General features: G+C 48.2%; 17 protein-coding genes. 15 read left to right on the forward strand and 2 right to left on the reverse strand.

Features of this window, described 5'->3' with window-relative positions:
- Positions 1-16 precede the first annotated feature (16 nt).
- A complete protein-coding gene (locus tag GA003_08190) occupies positions 17-556 on the reverse strand; it encodes an acyltransferase (GenBank protein QXD29926.1) in 540 nt (179 codons plus the stop codon).
- A 208-nt stretch (positions 557-764) separates the two neighbouring features.
- Here GA003_08190 and GA003_08195 point away from each other — a divergent pair, with 208 nt between their 5' ends.
- The 6 genes from GA003_08195 (at position 765) to GA003_08220 (ending at position 8,571) form a co-directional block, all read left to right on the forward strand.
- Positions 765-2,231: a sulfatase gene (locus tag GA003_08195; GenBank protein QXD29927.1), complete on the forward strand. Its 1,467-nt coding sequence runs from the start codon at positions 765-767 to the stop codon at positions 2,229-2,231.
- A gap of 85 nt (positions 2,232-2,316) precedes the next feature.
- Positions 2,317-2,961, forward strand: coding sequence for a redoxin domain-containing protein (locus tag GA003_08200; protein ID QXD29928.1), 645 nt, complete (start codon positions 2,317-2,319; stop codon positions 2,959-2,961).
- A 19-nt stretch (positions 2,962-2,980) separates the two neighbouring features.
- Positions 2,981-4,429: a hypothetical protein gene (locus GA003_08205; GenBank protein ID QXD29929.1), complete on the forward strand. Its 1,449-nt coding sequence runs from the start codon at positions 2,981-2,983 to the stop codon at positions 4,427-4,429.
- Between the two features lie 186 nt (positions 4,430-4,615).
- Positions 4,616-6,424, forward strand: coding sequence for an arylsulfatase (locus GA003_08210; protein QXD29930.1), 1,809 nt, complete (start codon positions 4,616-4,618; stop codon positions 6,422-6,424).
- Positions 6,425-6,437: 13 nt separating this feature from the next.
- Positions 6,438-7,874 (forward strand): sulfatase, encoded by a 1,437-nt coding sequence (locus tag GA003_08215; protein QXD29931.1) that lies wholly within the window; start codon positions 6,438-6,440, stop codon positions 7,872-7,874.
- A 277-nt stretch (positions 7,875-8,151) separates the two neighbouring features.
- A complete protein-coding gene (locus GA003_08220) occupies positions 8,152-8,571 on the forward strand; it encodes a PIN domain-containing protein (GenBank protein QXD29932.1) in 420 nt (139 codons plus the stop codon).
- A gap of 38 nt (positions 8,572-8,609) precedes the next feature.
- Here the strand turns inward: GA003_08220 and GA003_08225 are convergent, their stop codons facing one another.
- Positions 8,610-9,593, reverse strand: coding sequence for a D-2-hydroxyacid dehydrogenase (locus GA003_08225; protein QXD29933.1), 984 nt, complete (start codon positions 9,591-9,593; stop codon positions 8,610-8,612).
- A 111-nt stretch (positions 9,594-9,704) separates the two neighbouring features.
- Here GA003_08225 and GA003_08230 point away from each other — a divergent pair, with 111 nt between their 5' ends.
- The 9 genes from GA003_08230 (at position 9,705) to GA003_08270 (ending at position 24,298) form a co-directional block, all read left to right on the forward strand.
- A complete protein-coding gene (locus GA003_08230) occupies positions 9,705-10,130 on the forward strand; it encodes a hypothetical protein (protein QXD29934.1) in 426 nt (141 codons plus the stop codon).
- Positions 10,131-10,138: 8 nt separating this feature from the next.
- A complete protein-coding gene (locus GA003_08235) occupies positions 10,139-11,536 on the forward strand; it encodes a BNR repeat-containing protein (protein QXD29935.1) in 1,398 nt (465 codons plus the stop codon).
- Between the two features lie 3 nt (positions 11,537-11,539).
- Positions 11,540-13,087 carry an alkaline phosphatase D family protein gene (locus GA003_08240; protein QXD29936.1) on the forward strand — a complete coding sequence of 516 codons (1,548 nt, stop codon included), beginning with the start codon at positions 11,540-11,542 and terminating at the stop codon, positions 13,085-13,087.
- Between the two features lie 240 nt (positions 13,088-13,327).
- The gene (locus GA003_08245; GenBank protein QXD29937.1) at positions 13,328-14,752 is read left to right on the forward strand and encodes a sulfatase-like hydrolase/transferase; all 1,425 of its coding nucleotides are present in this window, start codon (positions 13,328-13,330) and stop codon (positions 14,750-14,752) included.
- Positions 14,753-14,859: 107 nt separating this feature from the next.
- A complete protein-coding gene (locus GA003_08250; protein QXD29938.1) occupies positions 14,860-16,263 on the forward strand; it encodes a sulfatase in 1,404 nt (467 codons plus the stop codon).
- 15 nt (positions 16,264-16,278) lie between these two features.
- Positions 16,279-17,634, forward strand: a complete 1,356-nt coding sequence (locus tag GA003_08255; protein QXD29939.1) for a sulfatase-like hydrolase/transferase — start codon at positions 16,279-16,281, stop codon at positions 17,632-17,634.
- Positions 17,635-17,679: 45 nt separating this feature from the next.
- On the forward strand, positions 17,680-18,537 hold the full coding sequence (locus GA003_08260; GenBank protein ID QXD29940.1) for a hypothetical protein: 858 nt from the start codon (positions 17,680-17,682) through the stop codon (positions 18,535-18,537).
- A 94-nt stretch (positions 18,538-18,631) separates the two neighbouring features.
- Positions 18,632-20,773: a PQQ-binding-like beta-propeller repeat protein gene (locus GA003_08265; protein QXD29941.1), complete on the forward strand. Its 2,142-nt coding sequence runs from the start codon at positions 18,632-18,634 to the stop codon at positions 20,771-20,773.
- Between the two features lie 351 nt (positions 20,774-21,124).
- On the forward strand, positions 21,125-24,298 hold the full coding sequence (locus GA003_08270; GenBank protein ID QXD29942.1) for a glycosyltransferase family 2 protein: 3,174 nt from the start codon (positions 21,125-21,127) through the stop codon (positions 24,296-24,298).
- Positions 24,299-24,303: the final 5 nt, after the last annotated feature.

Consider the following 24,303-nt stretch of genomic DNA (forward strand, 5'->3'; position numbering starts at 1 on the left):
AAAGTTGCAGATTGGTTCAGGTAATTTTGGAAAATTCCTTAGCAGGTTCTCCTGATACTAGGCTCTTAGGGGCTACATCTTTATTGACGACAGCATTGCCAGCGACGACGGAGTTTTCTCCAATTTCGACGCCCATGGTAATTAAGGCACCTGCTTTTATGCCTGATCCTTTTCTTATAATGACTTCTTTCGTTCCACACATGAAGGACAGTTTTTCTTCCAGGAATTTATTATAGTTAAATTGGTTGTGAGTCATTATGGTGACGCCTGGCCCTAAACTAACTCCTTTTTCCAAGGTTATCTTTTCTGTCAGATCCAAAAAGTTGTTACCGTTCAACATACATCCATCGGCTATAGAAAGATGTTTATACCCATCAATGGCATTATGAATAACAAGGGGAGCTTGGATTCGAACTTTTGTGTTTCCAATCTTGGCCCCAAAGTGTCTGAGGATTTTGGTGTTCAAGCGGCTGTTGAAATTCAGAATCCTTGGTGGTCCAGTGAGCTTGTAAAAAAGAATTAGGAAAGAATCCCGTAACCTTGATAAAATATTCATGACTAGAGTTAGGTGTTAGTTCTGGAAGTTTAGATTGGGATCAGGTGGCTAGTTTGCGAGACCAACCGACATTTTGTGCTACATATATGGATTCAGGGCGAATTATAGTCTGTTGGTAAGAATCTTGAGTCGCCCTTCCTATTAAGGTGGAGTTGCGTCGGTTTAGATAATTATCCTTAGTGAAATTAAATCCGAATTATTCTTATTCATGATACGCCGCATCCATATACTGATAATTTTCACCGTTTTTTTGGGTGCTATCATTCACGCCAAAACCAACGTTCTTTTCATTATGACCGATGATTTGAACTGCAATATCGGGGCTTATGGTCATCCGCTCGTCAAGACGCCCCATATTGATAAACTAGCTGATGAAGGTCGTCTGTTTGAAAACGCTTTTTGCAACTTTCCTTTGTGCGGGCCATCCCGTGCCAGTTTCATGACCGGGCTTTATCCGGAGCAAAATGGAGTGACGGTTCTACGCCGTCTGTTTCGTGACTATGTGCCGGACGCGGTCACGCTTTCCCAGCATTTTTCGGCTAATGGCTACACGTCCACCCGCGTTGGAAAAATCTATCATTACGACAATCCCAGGGGTATTGGAACCGATGGGCACGACGATCCAGCTTCCTGGGATCACAAAATAAATCCCCGTGGTCGCGACAAGGATGACGAGGACATCACCTTTTCTCTAAATCCCGGTTCATTTGGCGCTACCTTAAGCTGGTTGGCTGCGGATGGTGCAGACGAGGAGCAGACAGACGGCATGGTCGCCACCGAATCTATCAAGGTGCTCAAGCAGCACGCTAAGGATGAGACTCCATTCTTTCTGGCGGTGGGTTTCTATAAACCGCATACACCGTATGTGGCTCCGAAGAAGTACTTCGATCTCTACGATTTAGATGACATCGTAGTGCCTCAGATTCCGGACGGTTATTTGGATACAATACCGGAATCAGCGGCGAAGAGCGTAACCGCCTTTAAAAATCAAATCGATCTTGATGACGATCTCGCTCGAAAGTCGATCCTCGCTTATTATGCGACGATATCCTTCGTCGATGCCCAGATCGGCCGCGTGTTGAATGCCCTGGATGAGTTGGGCCTGCGTGAGAATACGGTAGTCGTTTTTAGTTCTGATCATGGTTACCATATGGGGGAACATGGTCACTATCAGAAGAACACTTTGTTTGAAGATGCCGATCGTGTGCCGCTTATTCTTCGAACACCAGGAATGAATCAACCTGGTGCTTCTACTGAATCATTTGCTGAAATGATCGATTTTTACAAAACCCTCACCGAATTGGCCGGCTTGTCGCCAGTTCCTGAATACGTGCAGGGGAAAAGCCTCGTTCCTGTTCTTAATGATCCGTTTGTGAATGTGCGCCCAGATGCATTCACACAGCTTCACCATGATTATACGCTTCGTACGAAGCAATTTCGTTATAGCCGATGGAAGGAGGGAGCACCCAATAACATTGAACTTTACAACCGATTGAAGGATCCAGCCGAAATGGTGAATTTAGCGAAAGATCCTAATTACTCTTGGGTTATCGACCAGTTGGATAAACGCCTCAGTGAACGTATTCAGGAAGCAACCTCCCATCCAAATGGACTCTCTTTCACCGCTCCGTTGCCTAATGATCGGGGTGTTTCCAAGGTGGATCAGTATTATTAGGAATAGGTTGAAGAGCTGTAATTGGGTTGGTGTTTTCATTTCCATGATGTAACCTTTTTTGATAATAATCCGTTTTGTATTATTGATGCGACTAGTCATATTATCAGCGAAGAGAACTAAAGGCTTTGAGTGGCTACTCTTTGCGGTCTGTTTGTGCCTGATCCCCTTTTTAGGGGGATTGCATGCTGAGGAGGGGGCGGTTTCTTCTGTCACCGATCACATGCCCTTTTCGATAAAGGATATTGATGGGCAGCAAATACATCCATTTCAGGTGAATGACGCCAAGGGATCGGTTCTTATTTTTGTGACCCATGACTGTCCTATATCCAATGCCTATGCTCCTGAAATGAGTCGCCTAAGGAATGAATACGAGGAAAAAGGGTTTAAGATGATGCTCGTGTATGTGGATCCTGACGCGAGTGATGAAAATATCAAAACCCATATGAGAGATTTCAGTTTGAATGGCTACACAGCGATTGCTGATAAAACACATCGGCTGGTGAAAGTCGTTGGAGCTACTGTGACCCCTGAAGTGGCTTTGGTACTTCCTGATGGATCGCTGTCCTACCGTGGGCGTATCGACAACATGTATCCAGCGCTTGGGCAACGCCGCAGAGTTATCACCGAGAAAGACCTGCGCAATGCTTTGAATGCCATTGTTGAAAACGAACCCGTAACCGTTTCAAGAACTCAGGCCATTGGGTGTTACATGCCCAACTTACAATTTTAATTCTTCTTCATCAGAAACTATGAAAGCCTTCCATTACCTTCTAGTCGCACCCATTCTTTTAGCCGGGATAACGATCCAAGCGAAGGAAGAACGGGTCACATTCAGTGAACATATTGCGCCCATCGTTTTTAATAATTGTACTGCCTGCCATAGGCCCAATGAAGCCGCTCCTTTTTCGTTGATGAATTACCGGGATGTGCAAAAACGCGCGGAGCTCATACTGACCGTTGTCGAAGATCGCTATATGCCTCCCTGGCATGCCAACTCAAGAGATTTTGAGTTTCAGGATCATCGTCAGTTGGCTGATTCGGATATTCAAACAATCGAGACCTGGGTCGAAACCGGAATGGCGGAAGGTGATCCTGGTAAATTGCCAGCCATGCCAAAGTTCACCGATGGATGGCAACTTGGAGAACCTGACCTAGTGGTGAGCATGGCGGAAGGGTATACCTTATATGCTGAAGGGCCGGATATTTATCGCAACTTTGTGATCCCTCTCAACTTGACTGAGGATAAGTGGATTCAAGCGTTTGAGTTTCGACCAGGAGAACGATCCATCGTTCATCATTCTCTCTTTTACTATGATACGAGTGGAGAAGCCCGTGCACGAGATGCTGAGGATCCTATTCCTGGTTACAAACGGATGGGGCGCGACCGCGAAGGTGGCGGCATCGGCGGTTGGGCTGTAGGAGGTATTCCTAAAAAACTGCCTGAGGGGCTGGCCTATCGTTTGCCCAAGGGATCTGACCTGATTCTTTCGACTCACTTTCACCCATCGGGTAAAGAGGAGACCGAAGTGTCGACAGTGGGACTTTATTTTTCAGATGAACCGCCTACTCAGAAATTTGCGGGAGTTCAATTGCCGCCTGTCTTTGGTGCGTTGGCAGGAGTAAATATACCTGCCGGGGATAGCAATTATACCAAACGCGACTCCTTCGTCCTTCCTGTAGATGTAAAAGCATTTGGCGTAAGTTCTCATGCCCATTATTTGGGGAAGAGCATGAATATGACGGCCACCTTACCAAACGGTGAGGAGCGGGAATTGTTGTCCATCACTGATTGGGATTTCTCCTGGCAGGAACAGTATCGTTACAAGGACTACATTTTCTTACCCGCTGGGACAAAGCTAGATGCCGCGGTTACCTGGGATAATTCATCCGATAACATCAATAATCCTAATGATCCTCCTATACCTGTAAAATGGGGACGGGAATCAAATGATGAAATGGGGAGTGTGACCTTGCAGATGTTTGCGGCTAATCCGCGTGAATTTCCAGAGCTTAGGCAGGCAATACAGCAGCATGTAGCGGAATCGGGTATGAAAGCGCGTGGTGGAAGATTGGCTCAAAACGCAAACCGACCTCGTGGGGCACAGCTAAAGCGCTTAATCGAACAATTCGATAAAGACGGAGACGGTAAGTTGAGTCCTGCTGAACGCCAAGCCGCGCGCGAGGCTTTTGGGCGGTAAATTGTATAAGGATTTTTGCTTCTATTATTCTGTAGCCTGATTATTAAAGGCCAGGATCCAATAAATTGCGGCCATTCCATCCAATATTTTGTGGGCGTTTAATGCTAGAATAGAGGACAAGTATTGCCAACCAGGTTGCCGATGATTGATCTTTCAAGAGTCGGCATTGAACCATAATATACTAAAATGAAATTCTTCAAACTAGCGCTCTCACTCCTCGTTACTTCGACCACTTTGTTCGCAAAACCCAATGTGATTGTGGTTATGACTGACGACCAGGGATATCCTGAATTGTCAGTACACGGAAATCCCATACTGAAAACCCCTCACCTCGATCGCCTGCATAGTGAGAGCATACGTTTGGAGGATTACCACGTATCTCCCATGTGTGCGCCGACGCGCGGTCAGTTGATGACCGGCTTGGATGCCGCCCGGAATGGATGCATCAATGTGAGTAGTGGACGAGCGCTCTTGCGACCTGAGTTACCGACCATAGCCAACTTCTTTGGTGATGCCGGGTATGCGACCGGTCTTTTCGGGAAATGGCATTTAGGGGCTAATTATCCGTTCAGGCCCGAAGACCGTGGATTCGATGAAACCTGCTGGTTTCCGTCCTCTCATATCGGCTCCGTGCCAGATTATTGGGGCAATGACTATTTTGATGACACCTATGTAAACAATGGGAAGTGGAAGCAGTATAAAGGCTACTGCACGGATGTGTTTTTTGAAGAGGGCATGTCGTTTATGAAGCAGGCGGCCAAGGAAGGGAAACCGTTCATGGCGATCATTATGCCCAATACACCCCATGGCCCCCTGGTTGCAAAGGATGAAGACGAAGCGAAGATCCTGAAAATCCTGGAACAACCGGAATTTGCCAATATGAACCGCGCGCTCAAGACTCGTCTGGCCGACTACCTCGGGATGATCATCAACATCGACGACAACATGGGCACCATGATGAAATTTCTCGAAGACGAGGGATTGAGAGACGACACCATTATCACATTTCAAACGGATAATGGCAGCACACACGGTCCTCTCTACTACAACGCCGGAATGCGTGGATCCAAAACGGAGCTATGGGAAGGTGGTCATCGCGTGCCCTTCCTCATCAGTTGGCCGAATGGTGGGCTGTTGAAATCGCAGGACATTCATGGACTGACTCAGGTTCAGGATATTTTACCGACTTTGCTCGATCTCTGTGACATCCCCAGAGAAGCCAAGTTTGACGGCATGAGTCTCGCTTCCATTTTTAGGGGAAAGGCAGTGGTTCCAGAAGACCGCATGCTGGTCATTAACTACAGTCGTATGCCAGGCTTTGTGAATTATCCAACGCCATTTGCGCAGACGCTCATGCAGCGGAATTTGGGTGAAGTGCTTTGGAAACGCTGGCGACTCCTTGAGGATCGAGAGCTTTATAATCTCGAGACCGATCCATTGCAGCAGAACAACGTCATCGATAAGCACCCGAAGGTGTTGGCGAAGATGCGAAACAGACTGGATGATTGGTGGGCTGATGTGGGTCCGAATGCCAACGATGTGCAACGAGTCATAATTGGCAGTGAGCACGAGAATCCATCGCGCCTCACCGGCTGTGAATGGTTGGATGTATTCATCGACCAACAACGTCAGATTCGTGTAGGGCAGGAGAAGAGTGGTTACTGGATGCTCGAGGTGGCGGAAGACGGTGAATACGACTTTGAGCTCCGTCGTTGGCCCATAGAAATAGACCGGCCCATCAACGCTCCGTCTGAGGGAGGTCAGGGAGCCATCAATGTGGATACGGCCAGCTTCTATTTAAGCGACTACCATCACCTGGATATTGGGGATAAAACACCCTACCGTTTCGAAGGCTTGAACAAGTCTATCGGACCCGATGATACAGGTATTACTTTTACCGCTCAGCTCAAAAAGGGACCCATTGCACTTCACACCTGGTTTCGCGGCCCGACGACTACGATGAGCGCGTACTACGTCTATGTGACAAAGAAGTGATATGGAGGAGAATATGAATAGTCTATTGAATCGAAATGTAGGGCTACTGCGTCACCGCAGTGCCGTTCTCAGCATCTTTTTCTGCCTCTTTTCTCTAGCCTCTAGCCTCTCGTCTGTTTGGGCGGCAGGCCGCCCAAATATCCTCTTCATCGCCGTCGACGATTTGAACGATTGGGTGGGGCACTTAGGAGGACACCCTCAGGCAAAGACGCCGAATATAGACCGATTGGCCGGGAAGGGAGTTTCCTTTACCAAGGCTTACTGCAATGCCCCGCTGTGTAATCCTTCACGTGTGAGTTTATTCTCAGGCATTCGTCCCTCGAATTCTGGAGTCTATGGGAATGGGGAAATGATGCGTGCTAAGATTCCGGATACGGTGACCTTGATGCAGCACTTACGTGAGGCGGGTGATTATTCGGTTCAGGGTGGGGGTAAGACCTTTCATGGAAGTGGGCCCTACGATCAGGCATCCTGGGATTATTACAATACACCGCCACGTGCGAGACAGGTGGGAAAAAGAGATGAAGGTTTGGCAAAAGATGCCTGGGCACCCTGGGGACCCCTGGATGTGGAAGATTCTGAAATGTTTGATGTAAAGAATGTGAATTGGGCGATTTCCGAGTTAGAAAAATCGCACGACAAACCCTTCTTTATCGCCTGCGGATTTACCAAGCCCCACATGCCTTGGTTTGTCCCCCAGAAATACTTCGATCTGCATCCGCGGGAAAGCATCATCTTGCCGGAAACTTTAGAAAATGATCGGGATGATCTTCCTTACTGGGGTAAGAAATTTGCTCAAGAGGTGCACGATGTTTCAGGCGCAAGAAACTTTGCGACTCATGGTGAAGATCATGACATGATTTTGAAACACAACCAATGGGAACGTGCGGTTCAAAGCTATCTGGCGACCATTAGTTTTGTAGATGCGCATATAGGGCGACTATTGGATACCTTGGAAGCAAGCGAGCACGCGGATAATACTATCATCGTTCTCTGGGGTGATCATGGTTGGCACTTGGGCGAAAAACAACATTGGCGTAAGCATGCGCTGTGGGATGTTACGACACGAACCACCCTTATTATGGCTGGACCTGAATCGATCCAGGTGGGTCAACTTTGTGACCGACCGGTGAGTCTTATTGATATCTATCCCACGATGCTGGAGTTGACCGGAGTTCCTCAACGCGATGGACTCGATGGGCAAAGTATCGTTCCGCTACTCGAGAATCCGAAACGCCTCTGGGATCAGCCAGTTCTCATGACTTTTGGATACCAAAATCACGCAGTGCAAACCGATCGTTGGCGTTACATTCAATACAATGATGGAGGCCAGGAACTATACGATCACTTGCAGGATCCAAACGAATGGACCAACCTCGCCAGTGATCCGAAGTATCGAACGGTGATTGGGAATCTGCAAAGATCGTTACCGTCTGAGAACGTCCACTAGGGATTGGCTAGCCATATTAGAAATTGACACGAAAACAGTGTAACACGAAAATAGTGTCATGAAAAACGTAACGGTTACCTTGCCGGATGAGTTGGCTCAGAAGGCTAAAGTCTTTGCTGCAGAGCAGATACGAGTGTATCTCGCTTTGTCGGTGAGCTCCTCGTAGAGCGTCTGGAACAAGAGCAAGGGTATCGAGATGCAATGAATAAATGGCATGCGGCGAAGCCTTTGGTTATTAACGAATCTGGAGCTCCTTATCCTACTCGAGACGATCTCCATGACAGATAGAGTATTTGTCGACACAAACATATTGGTTTACTCGAAAGATCTTGGGGCGGGCTCGAAACACGAAAAAGCAAACGAACTGGTACACAAATGCTGGGGAAACCGAAGCGGTGTAATCAGTATTCAGGTACTGAATGAGTACTTCGTTACGGTTACTCGAAAACTGAAACCAGGACTCGATCCGCAAGTGGCGTGGAGGGATATAAGCTTACTACGAACATGGCAGTTAATACAATTAGACTGGATGCTTTTGGACAGAGCTCATGATATTTTTTCAGACCACTCTGTATCTTGTTGGGATGCTCAAACAGTTGCCGCTGCGCAAGTTGCTGATTGCAAGTTTCTATATACAGAAGATCTGAATCATGGGGAGAAGTTTGGGAAATTGGTTGTGCAAAATCCGTTTCATTAGAGTGAGACAGAGTCCGGGCTGATTGATGTTTGCGGATGTCAGACCTTCTGATTCAAGAGTTCGCTCTCTCCTCTCGAGAGGCGCCCTAGGTTTTCCAGGAGGATGTCGATCAGGTTGTCCTCGTATTTACTGGTTTCACCGCCGGTGTGAGGGGTGATGATCAAGTTTTCTAAATCCCAGAATGGAGAGCTCTCAGGAAGCGGTTCTTCTTTGAAATGATCGATGGCTGCCCCGGCGATAGTGCTTTTGGTGAGTGCGTCAAGAAGTGCGGATTCTTCTACACAACCACCTCGTGCAACATTGATGAGGCAGGCGGACGATTTCATTCTGTCTAGGGTGTCATCGTTGATCAGATCAGTCGTTTCGTTTGTAAGCGGACAGGTGAGTGCCACGAAGTCTGCCTGAGGCAACAAATCTGCGACCTTCTTGGAAGCATGAAGCTCGTCGACATCGTGATTCTCGACCGCTGTGTTTCGCTTGGTTGCAAGGACTCGCATGTCGAAGGCTTTTGCCAGTTTAGCGAGGCGTGAACCGATCGTACCAAGTCCGACTATCAATAGCGTTTTACCACCGAGCTCGTCTTCACGAATAGTCGAGTCAGATATCATGCCGCGCCAATGGTGTTTGGTTTGATTGTCCCGACCGCTGTGGATTTTTCGTGTGAGACCAAGGATCATCGCCATGGCGTGTTCGGAGACGGCATTTTTATTGACGCCGCTAGCAGAGGCCAGGCGGATGCCGCGCTCGCGAAGTGTATCCAGGGGGAACTGATCGTAGCCGGCACCGATCGATTGGATGAACTTAAGTTTGCCTGCGCCTTCCAGTAACGAGTCGTTCCAGTATCCGGATACGACCAGTACGTCAGCGTTAGAAATCTGCTCTGCTGTTTCGGCTGGGGTCCAGGTTTGGTAGTGCGGATAATCTGTTTTTCGGTCGGCGAATCGTGGGCCGATTTGGTAGGCACCGTGTGCGAACTGTACGGTGATCGAATTGGGTGGGGAGAATGGATTGGAGTTAGACACTGCTTTAGACTTCAATTCTCCATTATCGGGTCAATGGGAATATGTGATGGCCACGTGCTGCCGAAATATTTACTCGAAGGATGTCCGAATTCTGGAAATAGTTACACCTTAATGAAGCGTGTACTTTGTTTTGGAGATTCTAATACCTGGGGATTTACTCCGGTTACGGGGGAGCGGATGGCTGCCGATGTTCGGTGGCCGGGCGTCATGCAACAAGAATTGGAAGTGGCTGAAACAGGTACTTATGAGTTCGAGCTTCGTCGTTGGCCACGTGAAGCTGATACGGCTATTGCGGCCGGTATGCCAGCAGTGGATGTTACCGCCGGTCGTTTAGAGGAGGGTGTCGCTTTGCCGATCAAATCTGCTCGCATTCAGGTCGGTCGTGAGTTTCAAAGCAAAGCTGTCGGCAAGAATGATAAATCAGTCACCTTTACCTTCGATCTCGAAGCTGGGCCGACACGTTTATACACTTGGTTTGAGAAGAGTCCACGGCAAGGCATTCTGGGTGCATATCACGTCTATGTGAATCGTCTTTGATAAACCTGTTGTCTACCCTTACCATGATTTTGAAAGACAAATGGGTTTATTTGCTTTTGGGAATTGTACTCCTGTTCTCCGTTTGTTTACATAGCGCCGTCCTGGTGTCGAATGAAGGCAGTGAACGGGCTACGGTCGGCAACGGTAATAAGATCGTCAGCTATGACGGAAAGACCCACGTCGTTTGGCAGGATGTTTCCCGGGAAGGGTACTTAAATCAGGTAAAGTCCTACGATCATAAGTCCGGAGTTTGGTCTGAACCTTATACGCTAGGTACAGGCATTGATAACCATGCCCGACCGATCCTGACTGTGGATCATGAGGGATATTTGCACGCGATTCAGAGTGGTCATAATTCTCCAGTGACTTGGAGACGATCTGTTAGGCCGAATGACAGTTCGGAGTGGACGACGCCTGAGAAAGTCGGAGAGGGGACTTATCCCGTGGTTCTTTGTGACAAAGACAATACGCTCTACCTTACTATGCGGGGAAATAACCATATCGGCGTTGATTTTTATGCGAAGCCAGAGGGGCAGTCGTGTCGGATGGTAACGCGCATAGTAAAGAACGCAAAAGAATACCGTGACGCTTATGCAGCCTTTCACATGAACATGGCTTTAGGATCGGATGGGATGATTTATGCAGTCATCGATTTTTATGAAGGACAAGACCAGGTCGGCCGGGGGCTTCATCAGGCGGTGTGCTATGCGAAAAGTCCAGATGGAGGAAAGACCTGGTTGAAGGCTGACGGTACTTTCTTTAAAACTCCTGCTCGTCCCGAAGATATGGATACACTCATTCGCAGCACACGAACGCGAGTTGAGCATCTTCCAAGGCCCGAGCATCGGAATGTAGGTATCGTGGTGGACTCAAAAGGAATCCCATACGTTTTCTACTATTCTCATGGCGAAGCGCCGGGGCAGCTGTACGTGGCCACGCCTGATTCCAACGGCAAATTCAATAAACGATCCCTGTCGTATCTACTGGAAGACAAATGGCCAGACATGCGTCTGACCGATGGCAAGGTGACCATCCAGGAAGATGACCGTATCTGTGTGTTGGCCACCCTGTCACCGTTGAATGATGAATGGCTCAATGGCAGACCAACTCGGGCCATGAGCATGAAATCACGCAAAGATCAGCGGCTGGTATTGATACATTCAAAAGATGGCGTGCATTATCAAGCGGAGTCGGTTCTTGATCCCGGCCAGGCCTACAATTCTCCCAACCTGGAAAAACCAGTGGGGGCGAACCGCTTATCCTCTTCCAGAATTCCCAAGTTTTACCTATTCAATGGTAGCAGCGCTTACCCGGGTGGTGGAGACTATTACCAGAAACCAGCCATCGAATATTTAAAGGCCGGTGAGTTCTGGACGAACGATGTCTTTTTGTATGGAATGCCCTAAATTATGAAACGAATCAGATACTCTATCCTTATTCTTCTGCCTCTATTTACCGCCTTAATTACCCATGCGGATGTAAACATTCTCTGGGTGCAATACTTGACAGCGAATGACACGCTTAAGTTGGCGGCTCACACGGATGCGGATCCAACCGACCCTAGCAATGCTACCGTTGATCTCTATTTAAAATCCGGCAGTGGCTGGACGAAGACACGGACAGTCAAAGTAGATCCGCTTACAACAGTGGCCGAATTCCGCATCGATGATTGGGATACGAATCGCGACCGGAGGTATCGCGTGAGCTCCGGATCCAGCTCGATCACCGGCACCATCCGTAAAGATCCCGAGGATAAGAGCATCATCAAACTGATGGGCGTCTCGTGTGTGAATGATAAACGTTTTCCCTACCAAAAGGCCGTGGATCAAATGGTGGCCCAGAATCCTGATCTTGTGTTTTTTCTAGGGGATCAGCTTTACCGGAGCAATGCAGGAGGGGAATGGATTGACCCCTATGAGGATGATGAAGTGATTCCGGCCATGAAAGGCTACCTGGCCAAATGGCGAAAATTTGGACTGACCTTTCGTGACCTGTTGAAAGATCGGCCCTGCGTGATTATTACGGACGATCACGATGTTTATGCACGCGATTTGTGGGGCAATGGAGGAATGCTGATGACAGGAGGCCGAACCGACGGTGGTTACTTTCACATGGACTGGACCAATGCGGTTGAGAGAGTGCAGACCTGGATCCTGCCCGATGCCGCTAATCCGGGGCCCTGGGGCGACGGCATTATGGCCTATTACACGTCTATGGATTATGGCGGAGTCAGCTTCGCTATTCTTGAAGATCGTAAATTTAAATCGCCGCCAACCGACATTCTTAAAAAGGCGGTCGATGATCCCCGAACCAACCAACCCAACACGACCTTAGAGGTTGTTAAAGATCCCACATTCGACATCGATACACTCGATGCCCCCGGTCTTAATCTATTGGGCAAGGAGCAAGAAGCCTTCCTGGCTGACTGGGCACAAAGCGTGGCAAAGTCAGGTAAAATGTCTGTGGTACTACATCAATCGCCCTATGCAAACATAGCCAATTATCACCGCACTTTTGGAGACATGGATTCCAGTGCCTGGCCACCAACGCCGCGCGATCGCACACTCCGGTCTCTGACTCCAGCCAACCCGGTATTGGTTTCCGGAGATATGCATTACGGAACGATTGTACAACACGGCGTGGACAAATGGGGCGATGGTCCCTGGGAATTTTCCTTACCGCCCTTTGGTTCAGGTGTGAATCGCCTGTGGGATCCTGTTAAGCCACCTCTAGGCGGAGTCATTCCTGGGAGACCTGGCACCGGCAACCACCATGACCGTTTTGGCAATAAACTCACCCTGGTCGCCAAATCAGACAAAGGAGTAGGCTACGGGATGATCTTATTGGATAAGGATAGTCGGGACGTGACCTTTCAGTTTCATCCGACTGATCCGACGACCCGTGATCCAATTGAAGCAGATGTGCCGGGGTGGCCCAAGCGGATTTCAATTCCGTGAGGTCAGGAATGAGGTGTCAGGTTGGAGACCCTCAGCGGTTGAAGGACAAGAGTTGTAATAATTGTAGGAGACAACTTGTTCGCGACCTGGAATGCCTATGATTTACGAGTCGCGAACAAGTTTGCTCCTACAGAAGGTGTTCGAACGCTCATCAATATATTCTAGTGGTAGATCATTCTCGTTTTCAATAGATACAGCAATCTCACGCAATCGTTGCTCTCATACTGCCGAAAGCTTGAAATGCATTCCTCTGGCCTTGCATCCAGAGCCCAAATGTTTCTGTCTTGTAGCGTGCTTTACCCTAAGATCCTAAGAACTCTGTGCACGGTTACCAGTTTGGCTGGGCTTTGTCTGGCCTTACCGTTGCTTACTAACTCGCTCACCGCGGCCGATCAGTCACCCAACATCATATTGATCATGGCGGATGATTCCGCGGTGGACAATTACAGTTGCTACGGCAGTGATTACTTTTCGACGCCTCGGCTGGATCGTTTGGCTGCATCGGGCGTGAAGTTTAATCACGCCTATTCGACGCCGGTTTGTACGTCGAGCCGTGTGAAGATCATGACCGGACGAGACAATGTGCGGAACTATGTGATTTTCGGTTGTTTGGATCGGGAAGAAATTACATTTGGGAGCGTGCTCAAGGATGCTGGATATGCCACTGCGGTTGCTGGTAAATGGCAATTGCATGGGGCGCCCAATGGATCTGTTCCTTCCGACCATGATTTCGATACCTTTTGTTTATGGAATTTTCCGGGTGGAGGCCTATCAAGGTTTTGGGATCCCAGCCTGATTCAGGATGGCCGGTTGCTCGATACTAAGGAAACTGACTATGGTCCGGATATCGTATCAGACTTCCTCGTCAATTTTATAGAAGAAAACCAGGACGGACCCTTCTTTGCATACTATCCTATGATTTTGGTCCACAACCCATTCGACCCGACGCCGGATAGTGTTCCGGTTAAAGGGCGGAGCAAGCAGCAGGAATTGCTGGAGAATTACCGGGACATGGTCAGCTATGCCGACAAGATCGTTGGTAAGATTGTAGACAAGTTGGATGAGCTTAAAATACGGGATAACACGATTGTCATTTTTACCGCCGACAATGGCACGAACCGTTCTCTGACCTATCCCTTTGAGGAAGAGCAGCGTAAGGGGGAAAAGGGGCTGGCGACTGAACGTGGTTCCCACGTTCCGCTCATTGTCAATGCGCCAGGATTTGTTAAAGAAGGTATTGAAGTCGATGATATGGTTGATTTTTCAGATATACTTCCCACCTTGGCCGATATAGCCGGAGCAAAGCTTCCGGAGGTCGAACTGGATGGTCGTTCGTTTTTGCCACAGCTCCAAGGCAAGAAAGGAAATCCACGCGATTGGATTTATCAGTATCACTTTCCGAAGTTTACTCCTGCTGCAATTCCTCATGGGCAAGGAGTCCGGAATTTGGAAATTATCTGGGCACAAAACCAATCCTACAAATTGTATGATGATGGTTCCTACTATGCCGTCGAAGATCACCAAGAGGTGAATCATATAAAGAGGGGCAAAGGATCGAAGGTTGCTGAGCGCACTCGAAAGATGCTTCAGAAAGCTTTGGACTCGATGCCTAAGACGTCGCCGAAATTGAGGCCGGAGTACGGGCCGAAGGGATTAGAGAAGTAAGCAATTTAAACAAATGAACTTAGATTTGTAGCAGCAAACTTGTTCGCGACTTGAACATCTTAAACACTCTAGGTCGCGAACAAGTTTGCTCCTACAAAAAGAACTACATGAAACACTTAATTAAAAAATCATCTCTCTCCCTATTCTGCTTGTTGGTATTTCCATTGTTCACCCACGCCAAAATCGAAAACGTCCTGTTTCTCATCTCCGATGACCTGAAAGCGTCCACCCTCGGGGCCTATGGCGACGCCATGGTTCAGACGCCGAATATCGACGCTTTGGCAGCTCAGGGCATGGTCTTTAAACGTGGGTATTGCCAGGGAACGACCTGCGGACCCTCACGTCGCTCATTCATGCGTAGTCGGTATCGGGATGCCAATGGTATTACCATGGGTGAGAACTTCATCAACAACGGGTTCTACTCTGCACGTGTGGGGAAGATCTTTCATATGCGTGTGCCAGGTGATATCGTAGCGGGTACAGACGGTGAAGATGTAGAGGCGTGTTGGACGGAAAGTTTCAATTCTCCGGGGTTGGAGGCCCACACCGCGGGCGTGTATTCAGAGTTTAATCACAATATCTTCACGACGAGCATGAAGGTGCGTGCAAGCACTGCTGAGAAAGACCGTTGGTTTGTTTCGGTTCAATACGATGGCGATGGTTCTGATCAGCCGGATCATAAGACGGCTTCCAAGGCGATTGAGCTTATTCGGGAGCATGGTAAAAGCGATAAGCCCTTTTTTATCGCTGCCGGCTTTGTGCGCCCACATTACCCGAATGTAGCTCCGAATCAGTATTTCGATCTTTATCCCTATCAGGATATTACTTTGCCAGAAACGAGGGAAGGGGACTTGGATGACATTCCAAAAGATGGTCATACCTCTGTCACCAGTTTGAATGATCCGATCGGAAAGTATCCCGATAATCAAAAACGCTTTTGGGCTTCTTACTACGCAACCATTACTTATATGGATGAGCAAGTCGGACGCATTATTGCTGAACTGGAAGCTCATGGATTACGTGAATCCACTGCGATTGTTTTTATTGGTGATCATGGCTACCACTTGGGCGAGCACTTCTTTTGGCAAAAGAGTAATGTACATGAAGATGTGACCCGAGTTCCTTTTATTATCTCCGCTCCAGGTTTTAAGCCTGGTGAATCCGATTCGTTTGCTGAACTGGTGGATATCTATCCGACGGTGTCAGAATTGGTCGGTGTATCCGTCCCCCAATCGGTTCAGGGTAAAAGCCTCGTTCCGGTTTTGAAAAATGCTCGCAAGTCGGTTCGCGAAGCCGCCTTTACCGTGGGAAATCACAAGGAGTTTGCGCTGCGGGGAGACAAGTGGGTTTACATACTCTACAAGGATGATCAGGAGGAACTATACGACATGCATAACGACCCGAAGCAGTTCACGAATCTTGCTAAGGATCCCCAATACGCAAAAGTGAAAGCTGAATGGCGCAAGAAGCTGGAGGATCGCATTTCAAAAGCGGGTCTCTCAAGAGGTTAAAGCGGAGCATTGAGAATGAAGAATCATATTGGACGTATTTTTTTAGCTTTTCTTTTTACGGCTTTCTTGGCCCAGCTAAACGGGAAGCCACTGAACGTAATCCTCATTCTTTGTGATGACGTAGGTTTCGAATGTTTCAGCAGTTATGGTAGCAAGGAATACCACACGCCGCGTCTCGATCAACTCGCCGCCGAGGGTATTCGCTTTGAGAATTGTCATTCGACGCCACTTTGCACCCCTAGTCGGGTGAACCTGATGTCGGGAAAGTCAAATGTGTTTAACTACTACAACTTTGGCGTCTATCCAAAAGAGGAGCCCACATTTGCCAATCATTTCAAATCACAGGGTTACAAAACGGCTGTGGCGGGAAAGTGGCAGCTATTATTGGAAGATAAGGGGATAACTCCGACCGAAGCTGGTTTCGATACTTACTGCTTGTGGAATATGCCATTGACGGAGAGGGCGCGCTACTGGAATCCATCCCTTGATCAAAATGGTAAACTCCTTGATTTGCCCGACGGTTCCTATGGTCCGACGGTTGTTAACGATTTTATTCTGGATTTTATTCGGGAGAATAAGGATGAGCCATTCCTCGTATACAATCCGCTGATACTGCCTCACAATCCATTTCCTCCGACTCCGCACAGTACGAATCAGGAGGAAACAGATGACAAAAAGAACTTTGTCGATATGGTTGAATATATCGATTTTCTCGTCGGTCGGATTGTGGACACACTCGAAGAGCTGGGATTGCGTGAGAATACCTTAATCGTTTTTACAAGCGATAATGGGACCAACCAGGTACTAAGCTCTGAATTCGAAGGCAGGCAGATTCAGGGAGGAAAAGGTTACACCCATGATTATGGAACCCGTGTCCCGATGATCGCCAATTTTCCCGGCCGCATTCCCGTGGGTCAGGTCAACAGCGATCTGATCGCGTTTTCTGATTTTTTTCCGACCATGGTCGAGGCTGCTGGTTTGAAACCCAAGTCAATCCGTGAAAGTGATGGGTGGAGCTTTTGGCCTCAGTGTATTGGAGAGTCAGGTACGAAGAGAGATTTTATTTATGGCTACTATTTCCCACGACCCTATGCGAAGCAGTTTGATTCTATGTATAACCATTGGGAGGTCCGCTATGCGCGAGATAAGCGTTACAAATTGTATGGCAATGGGGACCTATTCGATACGCAGAAGGATGTGTTGGAAAAGAGCCCTTCCCGGCCGGGTGCTGAAAGCCGAACTTTGAGTACTGTGCGGAAGCGATTGCAGAAGGCGTTGGACTCCTATCCTTCAGAAGGGCAGGGAGTTGATCGAGAAAAGGTGAATGGCAAGTTACCCAAAGAAATGCTTCGCTCTCCGAAGCTTCAGTAGTCCCTCGTTTGCGGTAAGAACCAAGAGATTCATTTGATTCAGCTAATGGCACAATTTTTCACTCGATTCGCGCTGGTTGCTTTGCTGCTTGGTTCTTTCGGATGTGGCGAGGCCACGGATAAATCTCAGGAAAACGATGCATTATTTCGTAAGGACAATCTAGTGGCCTGGTGTATTGTTCCGTTCGATGCCAAGGAGAGAAGCCCTGAAGAACGGGCTGCGATGTTGGAGCGATTGGGGATCGAACGAGTAGCCTATGATTGGAGGCAGAAGCATGTAACGGAATTTGAGCGGGAGATATTGGCCTACCAAAAGCATGGATTGGAATACTTTGCTTTCTGGAATGAACATCCGGAGGCCTTCGCCTTGTTTGAGAAATACGACATGCATCCGCAGATCTGGAAAACCCTGCCATCACCGGAAGCTGATTCGCAGGAGGAACGGATAGAGCTGGCCGGGAAGCAGATGTTGCCGCTGGTCGAAAGAACCCGACGAATGGGCAGTAAGTTTGGCCTCTACAATCACGGGAGTTGGGGAGGTGAACCGGAAAACATGATAGCGGTCGTCGATTGGCTCCGGTCTCAAACGGATGCCGACCACGTAGGCATCGTTTACAACCTGCATCATGGTCATGAGCATATCGATCGATTTAAAAGTCTTCTTCAGCAGATGATGCCCTACTTGTTATGCTTGAATCTCAATGGCATGAACTCGTCTCCGGATCCGAAGATTTTGGCCCTGGGGCAAGGAGAACACGAGGAGTCATTATTGAGAATCATTCAAACAAGTGGGTATACTGGGCCTGTCGGTATTCTTGGTCACCAGAATGACCTGGATGTTGAAGTGGCGCTCCGGGAGAACCTGGAGGGTTTGCAAAGTATTCAGAGCCGCTTGAACAAATAGAACGTCAATCCTCCTCAGGTCTGTGCGTGACTTTTAAAGCATCCTGTGAATTTATGAGAGCAGCTTTCTACTTCATCTGATTTTCTGTTTATCTATGAAATTTCTACTTCCCTGTCTGTTTCTTGCATTATTTCTGGTCGGCTGCGGCGAAATTGAAAACGTTCAAAAACGAAGCGAGTATAACAACTATCGAGATTGGGGGATTTATCGAGGTGATCAGGGGGCGAATCAATACTCAGAGCTGGACCAGATCAATAAAGAGAATGTCCACTCGCTGGAGCCTGTCTGGCAATTCAACACCGGCGACCACACAGAGCGTTCCTTGTTTCAGAATAACCCGCTGGTGATCGATGGTTACCTCTACATCGTGTCTCCGGGGGGCAGGGTGATCGCGTTGGACGCCGTGACCGGACGAGAAATCTGGGACTTTGATGGTCGGACTGAGGAGCAGAAGAAAGGCGGCTACTCAGTGGTGAACCGGGGTTTGACTTACTGGGAGGAAGATGGCGAAGGGCGTTTATTCTATACCATGGAAATGTCGCTCTACGCAATCGAGGCCAAGACTGGGCGATTGGTGCAGGAATTTGGCGCAACTGGGGTTGTCGATATTTCGGAGAATCTGGTTGAAGGCGAAGAGGTTGTTTCTGTATCTGCCACTACGCCGGGTGTGATTTTTGAGGATCTTTATATTCTCGGAATGCGCACGGGTGAAACCTTTGGCTCATCTCCGGGGCACATTCGGGCCTGGGATGCTCGCACCGGTGAGTTTCGTTGGAAGTTCAACACCATCCCTGAGGAAGGTGAACTGGGGTACGATACCTGGGAGTTTGTGGATGGAGAAACCTATGGCGGTGCTAACCCCTGGGGTGGCTTGACGGTTGATGAAGATAGAGGATGGGTTTTTGCAGCGACCGGCTCTGCCACCTACGATTTTTACGGTGCCAATCGAAAGGGCCAAAACCTGTTTTCAAATTGTGTTTTGGCGCTGAACGCCCGAACCGGTGAGCGCATATGGCACTACCAGACGGTGCATCACGATATCTGGGATATGGACAATCCGCCATCGCCCATATTGGTGACGATCAATCAGAACGGATTCAATCGCGATGCGGTCGTTCAGATGACGAAAATGGGATTTATCTTTGTCCTGGATCGCAACACCGGTGAACCCATTTTTCCGGTGGAAGAGCGTCCCGTGCCAGCCTCAACCTTGCCAGGTGAGGAGGCATGGCCGACCCAGCCATTTCCCTTGGTTCCTCCTCCGCTGGTTCGGCAAGGATTTACAGATGACATGCTTTCCGATGTTACGCCGGAAATTCATGACTACGTGAGTGAGATCTACGAGAAATATAAGGGCGTTCCGATGTATACCCCATTTAGCATGACCCCGCAGGTAATGCTACCGGGTATGAGTGGTGGCATGGAATGGGGCGGTGGGTCTTTCGATCCCAACAGTCGGGTCCTCTTTGTAAATGTGAATGAGATGCCTAACCTCATTGATATGCTGCAGGTCACTACTTTACTTGATGATACCGGTCTCAGCCCCGAAAACAAAGGTCGTTTGCTGTATCAGTCGAACTGCGTGGCCTGTCACGGTGTGGAATTGCAAGGCGCTCCTCCTGTGTTTCCTTCATTGCAGGATCTCTCCATGCGCACGGATGAGGAGCTACTGACTTCTATTCGCTTGGGGAAAGGTACGATGCCGCCCTACAAGAATCTTCCCGAGGAAGATATTCAGGCTCTGTTGGCCTATTTAAAGGACCCAAGTGAAAAGCCAATGGACCGCATGGCTCGACCGACCAAAACAACGTATTTGATGAATGGTTACAACCGATTCTTCGATCAGTTCGACCATCCAGCAATCAAGCCACCCTGGGGCAGTCTGGCAGCGGTCGATCTCAATACCGCAGAGATCAAATGGAAAGTTCCATTGGGTGAGTATCCGGATCTTGTTGAAAAGGGTATTCGCAATACCGGTACGCTAAATTGGGGTGGCGCTGTAGCTACAGCAGGAGGTGTTCTATTCATTGGCGCGACTGCCGATGAAAAGATGCGCGCCTTCGATGTAGATACCGGGGAAGTGCTTTGGGAATTTAAAATGCCGTTTGCCGGATGTGCGACCCCAGCTGTGTTTGAGCAGAATGGAAAGCAGTATGTAGTCATCTGTGCGGGTGGAGGGCCCAAGTCGCCGGTGAAGTCTGGTGACGCGGTGATTGCCTTCGCTCTGCCTGAATAATGATGGTTTTGTAAAGAGCTTCAAGGATGAGGTCCGGGATTCAAAAAATCCCATACAATTGTTAGCTGAAAACTAACCGCTTTGTTACGGACGGGTATCTTTTTAACGGCTGGGTAACAGAGTGTTACGATAGGGTTTCAGTTGTTTACAGACGGTTTCTCAAAGCATTTAGTTAAAAGTCTCTCGTTCAACGTCATTTTAATTTATCAACCACAAACGGTGTTATGCTGGCTGATTTTTTTCATGGGGTTTTTTCGTCGACTTCTTACCAGTCTCTCATTTCGCGCATATTACGAAGGTGTATTTGATATCGAATACACGAGTTATCAGCCGTGGAATCATAGGTACTCAATGCGTGGAAAGCTGGTGGCCTCAATTGGAACTCCTCAGTTTCTGCGACTAACCAAGGGGAAGAAAAGGATCACCGTCGACCTGAAGGAAGGATCCAATACTGGGTCGGAAGGTGATGCTGAAGCTTATGCTACGCTGAAGGAGTTTTCACTTACGTTTTTCCAAAAGAGCCCGGAGACAAAGATTCGTTTCGATGTAAAATTTGAAGGTCGAAAGCGTTGGTATTTTATTAAGGATTTGAGAGTTAAAGAATTAACGCCCGATTTATTGCATCCCTGTTCGCTTACTTTGGAGGAGATTCTCATTCATAGTCACTCCTCGACCCGGCTACTGACCGGTTGGATTGTTCCGCGAGATAAGTTTAGTATTACCAAGGTCAGCATATACAGCGATTCCCAGGAACTGGAACTTGTATCGGGGATTGAAAGGTCAGATGTTGCGGCTCAGTTGCCGACTTCAGACGCAGCTCGCTTCAGTGGAATATCAGTAGAGTTGCCCAACGATAGTAAGCATAATTTCATAAGGATATATTGTGAGGTGGATGGCAAATATACGGTGCTTTGCTGGGAAGGTTCAGTAGAGTACTTACCCAAAGTATTTTATGAGCACCCGATTGGCATTCATAATTTATCTGACCTGAAAAATGATAAGATCAGAAATGTCGTCGAAGGGTGCTTCCATGATGTGGCGAGTCCATACAAGAAAAAGTTGTTTGGCTGGATAGTGGATTTGAAAAGTTCAAATGCAGTGAACGGAGTTCGAGTACGGTTCTGCGACAAAATCGTTGAAGGTAAGTGTACGCTTCCTCGGCCAGATGTGGAAAAACAGCATCCAAATACCGCCCACAGTTTAAACACAGGGTTTGAGATCGCGATTCAGCGTGTAGTGGGAGATCCATTCATGGCATTTGATTATCTGAATGCGGAGGGAAAGTGGGTTGAGTTTCGTTTTGGGTTTTTGTCGGACTTTAAAGCCTATCGTACGTTGACTCAGACGATTAAAGAGGACACCAGCGGGGTTAAATATAGGGTTGATCACGCAAAAGTGGGGAGACCCTATGGTTACGAGTACATGATCGTCGGCTGGTGTTTCCGTCTGGACGACCAACCGATTGAGGCAGTTCGCTTGAAATCGAATGGCTCGATTTTTGAGGCAAAGATACGCCGAAAGCGCCCTGATGTTCGGAAAGAATACGGAGGAGAATTTTCTACGGCGAAACGATCAGGGTTTGAAATTCCCGTCACCAAGCTCGATTTGGATGGGTGCTTGGAATTTGAATACATGCTGGAAGGAGGAGATTGGATTCTGTTTGCCGAGGAATCTATGGACACTGTCCCTTTTGCTCAGTTCCTCCATTATAAGTATAAGTGGCATAATTACGACCGTTGGAGAAAACGCTACCAACACCTGATTTCAGCTTCTGAGGTCGTTGGGGAGATTATAAAGCAACGTTTAGATTACAGACCTCTTATCTCTATACTGATGCCCACTTATGACTCTGATACCAAGTTTCTTAGAAAGGCGGTTGAATCAGTGCTGGAACAGAAGTACGAACGATGGGAACTCTGTATTTCAGATGATGCTTCCGAAAAATCGGACACCTTGGATGCCTTGGCAGAGATAGCAGAACTGGATCCTAGAATTCAAATCGTATACCGTGAAAATAATGGCCACATCAGTTTGGCGACTGAATCTGCCTTTCAGCTATCTACTGGATCTTGGATCACGTTTTTGGACCACGATGATGAATTACATTCTGACGCCTTGCTAAGAATCGTCGAAGCGATCAATGAAAAGCCAGAGACTCAATTTATCTACTCAGACGAAGATAAATTGACGGAGGAAGGCGAGCGAGAGGATCCGTTTTTCAAGACAGATTGGGATCCCTATCTTTTAGAGGGTCAGAACTACGTCTGTCACCTTAATGCCATGAGGCGGTCCTTGTATTTGGATGCAGGTGGATTACGAGAAGGCGTTGAAGGTTGCCAGGATTGGGATTTGGCTCTGCGGGCGACCTCATTGATTGAATCTGCCCAAATTGTCCACCTTCCCTATGTGTTGTATCATTGGCGAATCACAGAAGGTTCAACCGCTCTGGATGTGCATCAGAAATCTTACGTCCGGTCAGCGTCCGAAATGGTGTTGAATGATCATATTCTCCGAAATAATCTCGTTGGTAGCCTGGTTCCAACTCCTCACCATGAATGGAACATCATACGTGAATTCAGGGGGGGTGAAGTAAAAGTTTCCATCATTATTCCGACTCGAAATGGCCTAGATCTGCTTTCCTCCTGCATTGAATCCATCTACCATTTTACCCATTACCGAAATTTTGAGATCCTGGTCATCGATAACCAGTCGGATGATCCTGAGACCATTGAATTTTTGGAGAGGCACAAGAGCTCAACCTTCCGGGTTCAACGGTACAAAAAGCCGTTCAACTTCTCGGCCATGAACAATCTGGCCGCGAAGAAGGCGAGGGGTGATGTGTTGGTTTTTCTAAACAATGATATTACGGTTCAGTCTCCCCATTGGCTTCATGACATGGTGGTTATGGCGTTGGAAGAAGAAGTGGGAGCAGTTGGCGCCCAGCTTCTCTACCCGGAAGGTTGTATGCAGCACGCGGGAATCGTTTATGGAATCAGCGGTGTGGCAGGGCATGCGTTTCGATACTATCCGATGGGATCAGCAGGACAAAGAAACCGTCTGAATCTGACTCGCGGAGTTGCTGCGGTTACGGGTGCATGCTTGGCTATTCGAAAAGATCATTTCTTCAGCGTGGGTGGTTTTGATGAGGAGAATCTGAAAGTAAACTTTAGTGACGTAGACCTTGGTTTAAAGTGCATGCAGGCGGGGCTAAAGAATCTTATGGTTCCGCGGGCCGTTCTCTATCATCACGAGTCGGCTTCGCGGGGTGGCAAGTTGGACACGCGCGTCTTTGAGCAGGAAGTAGAGTTCTTTCATCGAAAGTGGGAATCGCTGTTGAGAGAAGACCCCTTTTACAATCCGAACTTAACCCTTACCTTCGAAGATTACTCCTACCGTTTTCCACCGACTTTGGGTCAGGAGAGGCGGGAACAGAAGGATCGTGTGAAGCGTAAGCAAACGGTCGATGCATTACTAAATACCGATTACTTGACCGGAGATGACGGAGATCGGGAACGGGTAGCATAACTGAA

Source organism: Opitutia bacterium ISCC 52, assembly GCA_014529675.2.
Classification (GTDB): Bacteria; Verrucomicrobiota; Verrucomicrobiia; order Opitutales; family UBA2995; genus UBA2995.

Coding starts and splice junctions, on each gene's coding strand:
- GA003_08190 (QXD29926.1), bottom strand. CDS start 556: ATGAATATTTTATCAAGGTTACGGGATTCTTTCCTAATTCTTTTTTAC.
- GA003_08195 (QXD29927.1), top strand. CDS start 765: ATGATACGCCGCATCCATATACTGATAATTTTCACCGTTTTTTTGGGT.
- GA003_08200 (QXD29928.1), top strand. CDS start 2,317: ATGCGACTAGTCATATTATCAGCGAAGAGAACTAAAGGCTTTGAGTGG.
- GA003_08205 (QXD29929.1), top strand. CDS start 2,981: ATGAAAGCCTTCCATTACCTTCTAGTCGCACCCATTCTTTTAGCCGGG.
- GA003_08210 (QXD29930.1), top strand. CDS start 4,616: ATGAAATTCTTCAAACTAGCGCTCTCACTCCTCGTTACTTCGACCACT.
- GA003_08215 (QXD29931.1), top strand. CDS start 6,438: ATGAATAGTCTATTGAATCGAAATGTAGGGCTACTGCGTCACCGCAGT.
- GA003_08220 (QXD29932.1), top strand. CDS start 8,152: ATGACAGATAGAGTATTTGTCGACACAAACATATTGGTTTACTCGAAA.
- GA003_08230 (QXD29934.1), top strand. CDS start 9,705: ATGAAGCGTGTACTTTGTTTTGGAGATTCTAATACCTGGGGATTTACT.
- GA003_08240 (QXD29936.1), top strand. CDS start 11,540: ATGAAACGAATCAGATACTCTATCCTTATTCTTCTGCCTCTATTTACC.
- GA003_08245 (QXD29937.1), top strand. CDS start 13,328: ATGCATTCCTCTGGCCTTGCATCCAGAGCCCAAATGTTTCTGTCTTGT.
- GA003_08250 (QXD29938.1), top strand. CDS start 14,860: ATGAAACACTTAATTAAAAAATCATCTCTCTCCCTATTCTGCTTGTTG.
- GA003_08255 (QXD29939.1), top strand. CDS start 16,279: ATGAAGAATCATATTGGACGTATTTTTTTAGCTTTTCTTTTTACGGCT.
- GA003_08260 (QXD29940.1), top strand. CDS start 17,680: ATGGCACAATTTTTCACTCGATTCGCGCTGGTTGCTTTGCTGCTTGGT.
- GA003_08265 (QXD29941.1), top strand. CDS start 18,632: ATGAAATTTCTACTTCCCTGTCTGTTTCTTGCATTATTTCTGGTCGGC.
- GA003_08270 (QXD29942.1), top strand. CDS start 21,125: ATGCGTGGAAAGCTGGTGGCCTCAATTGGAACTCCTCAGTTTCTGCGA.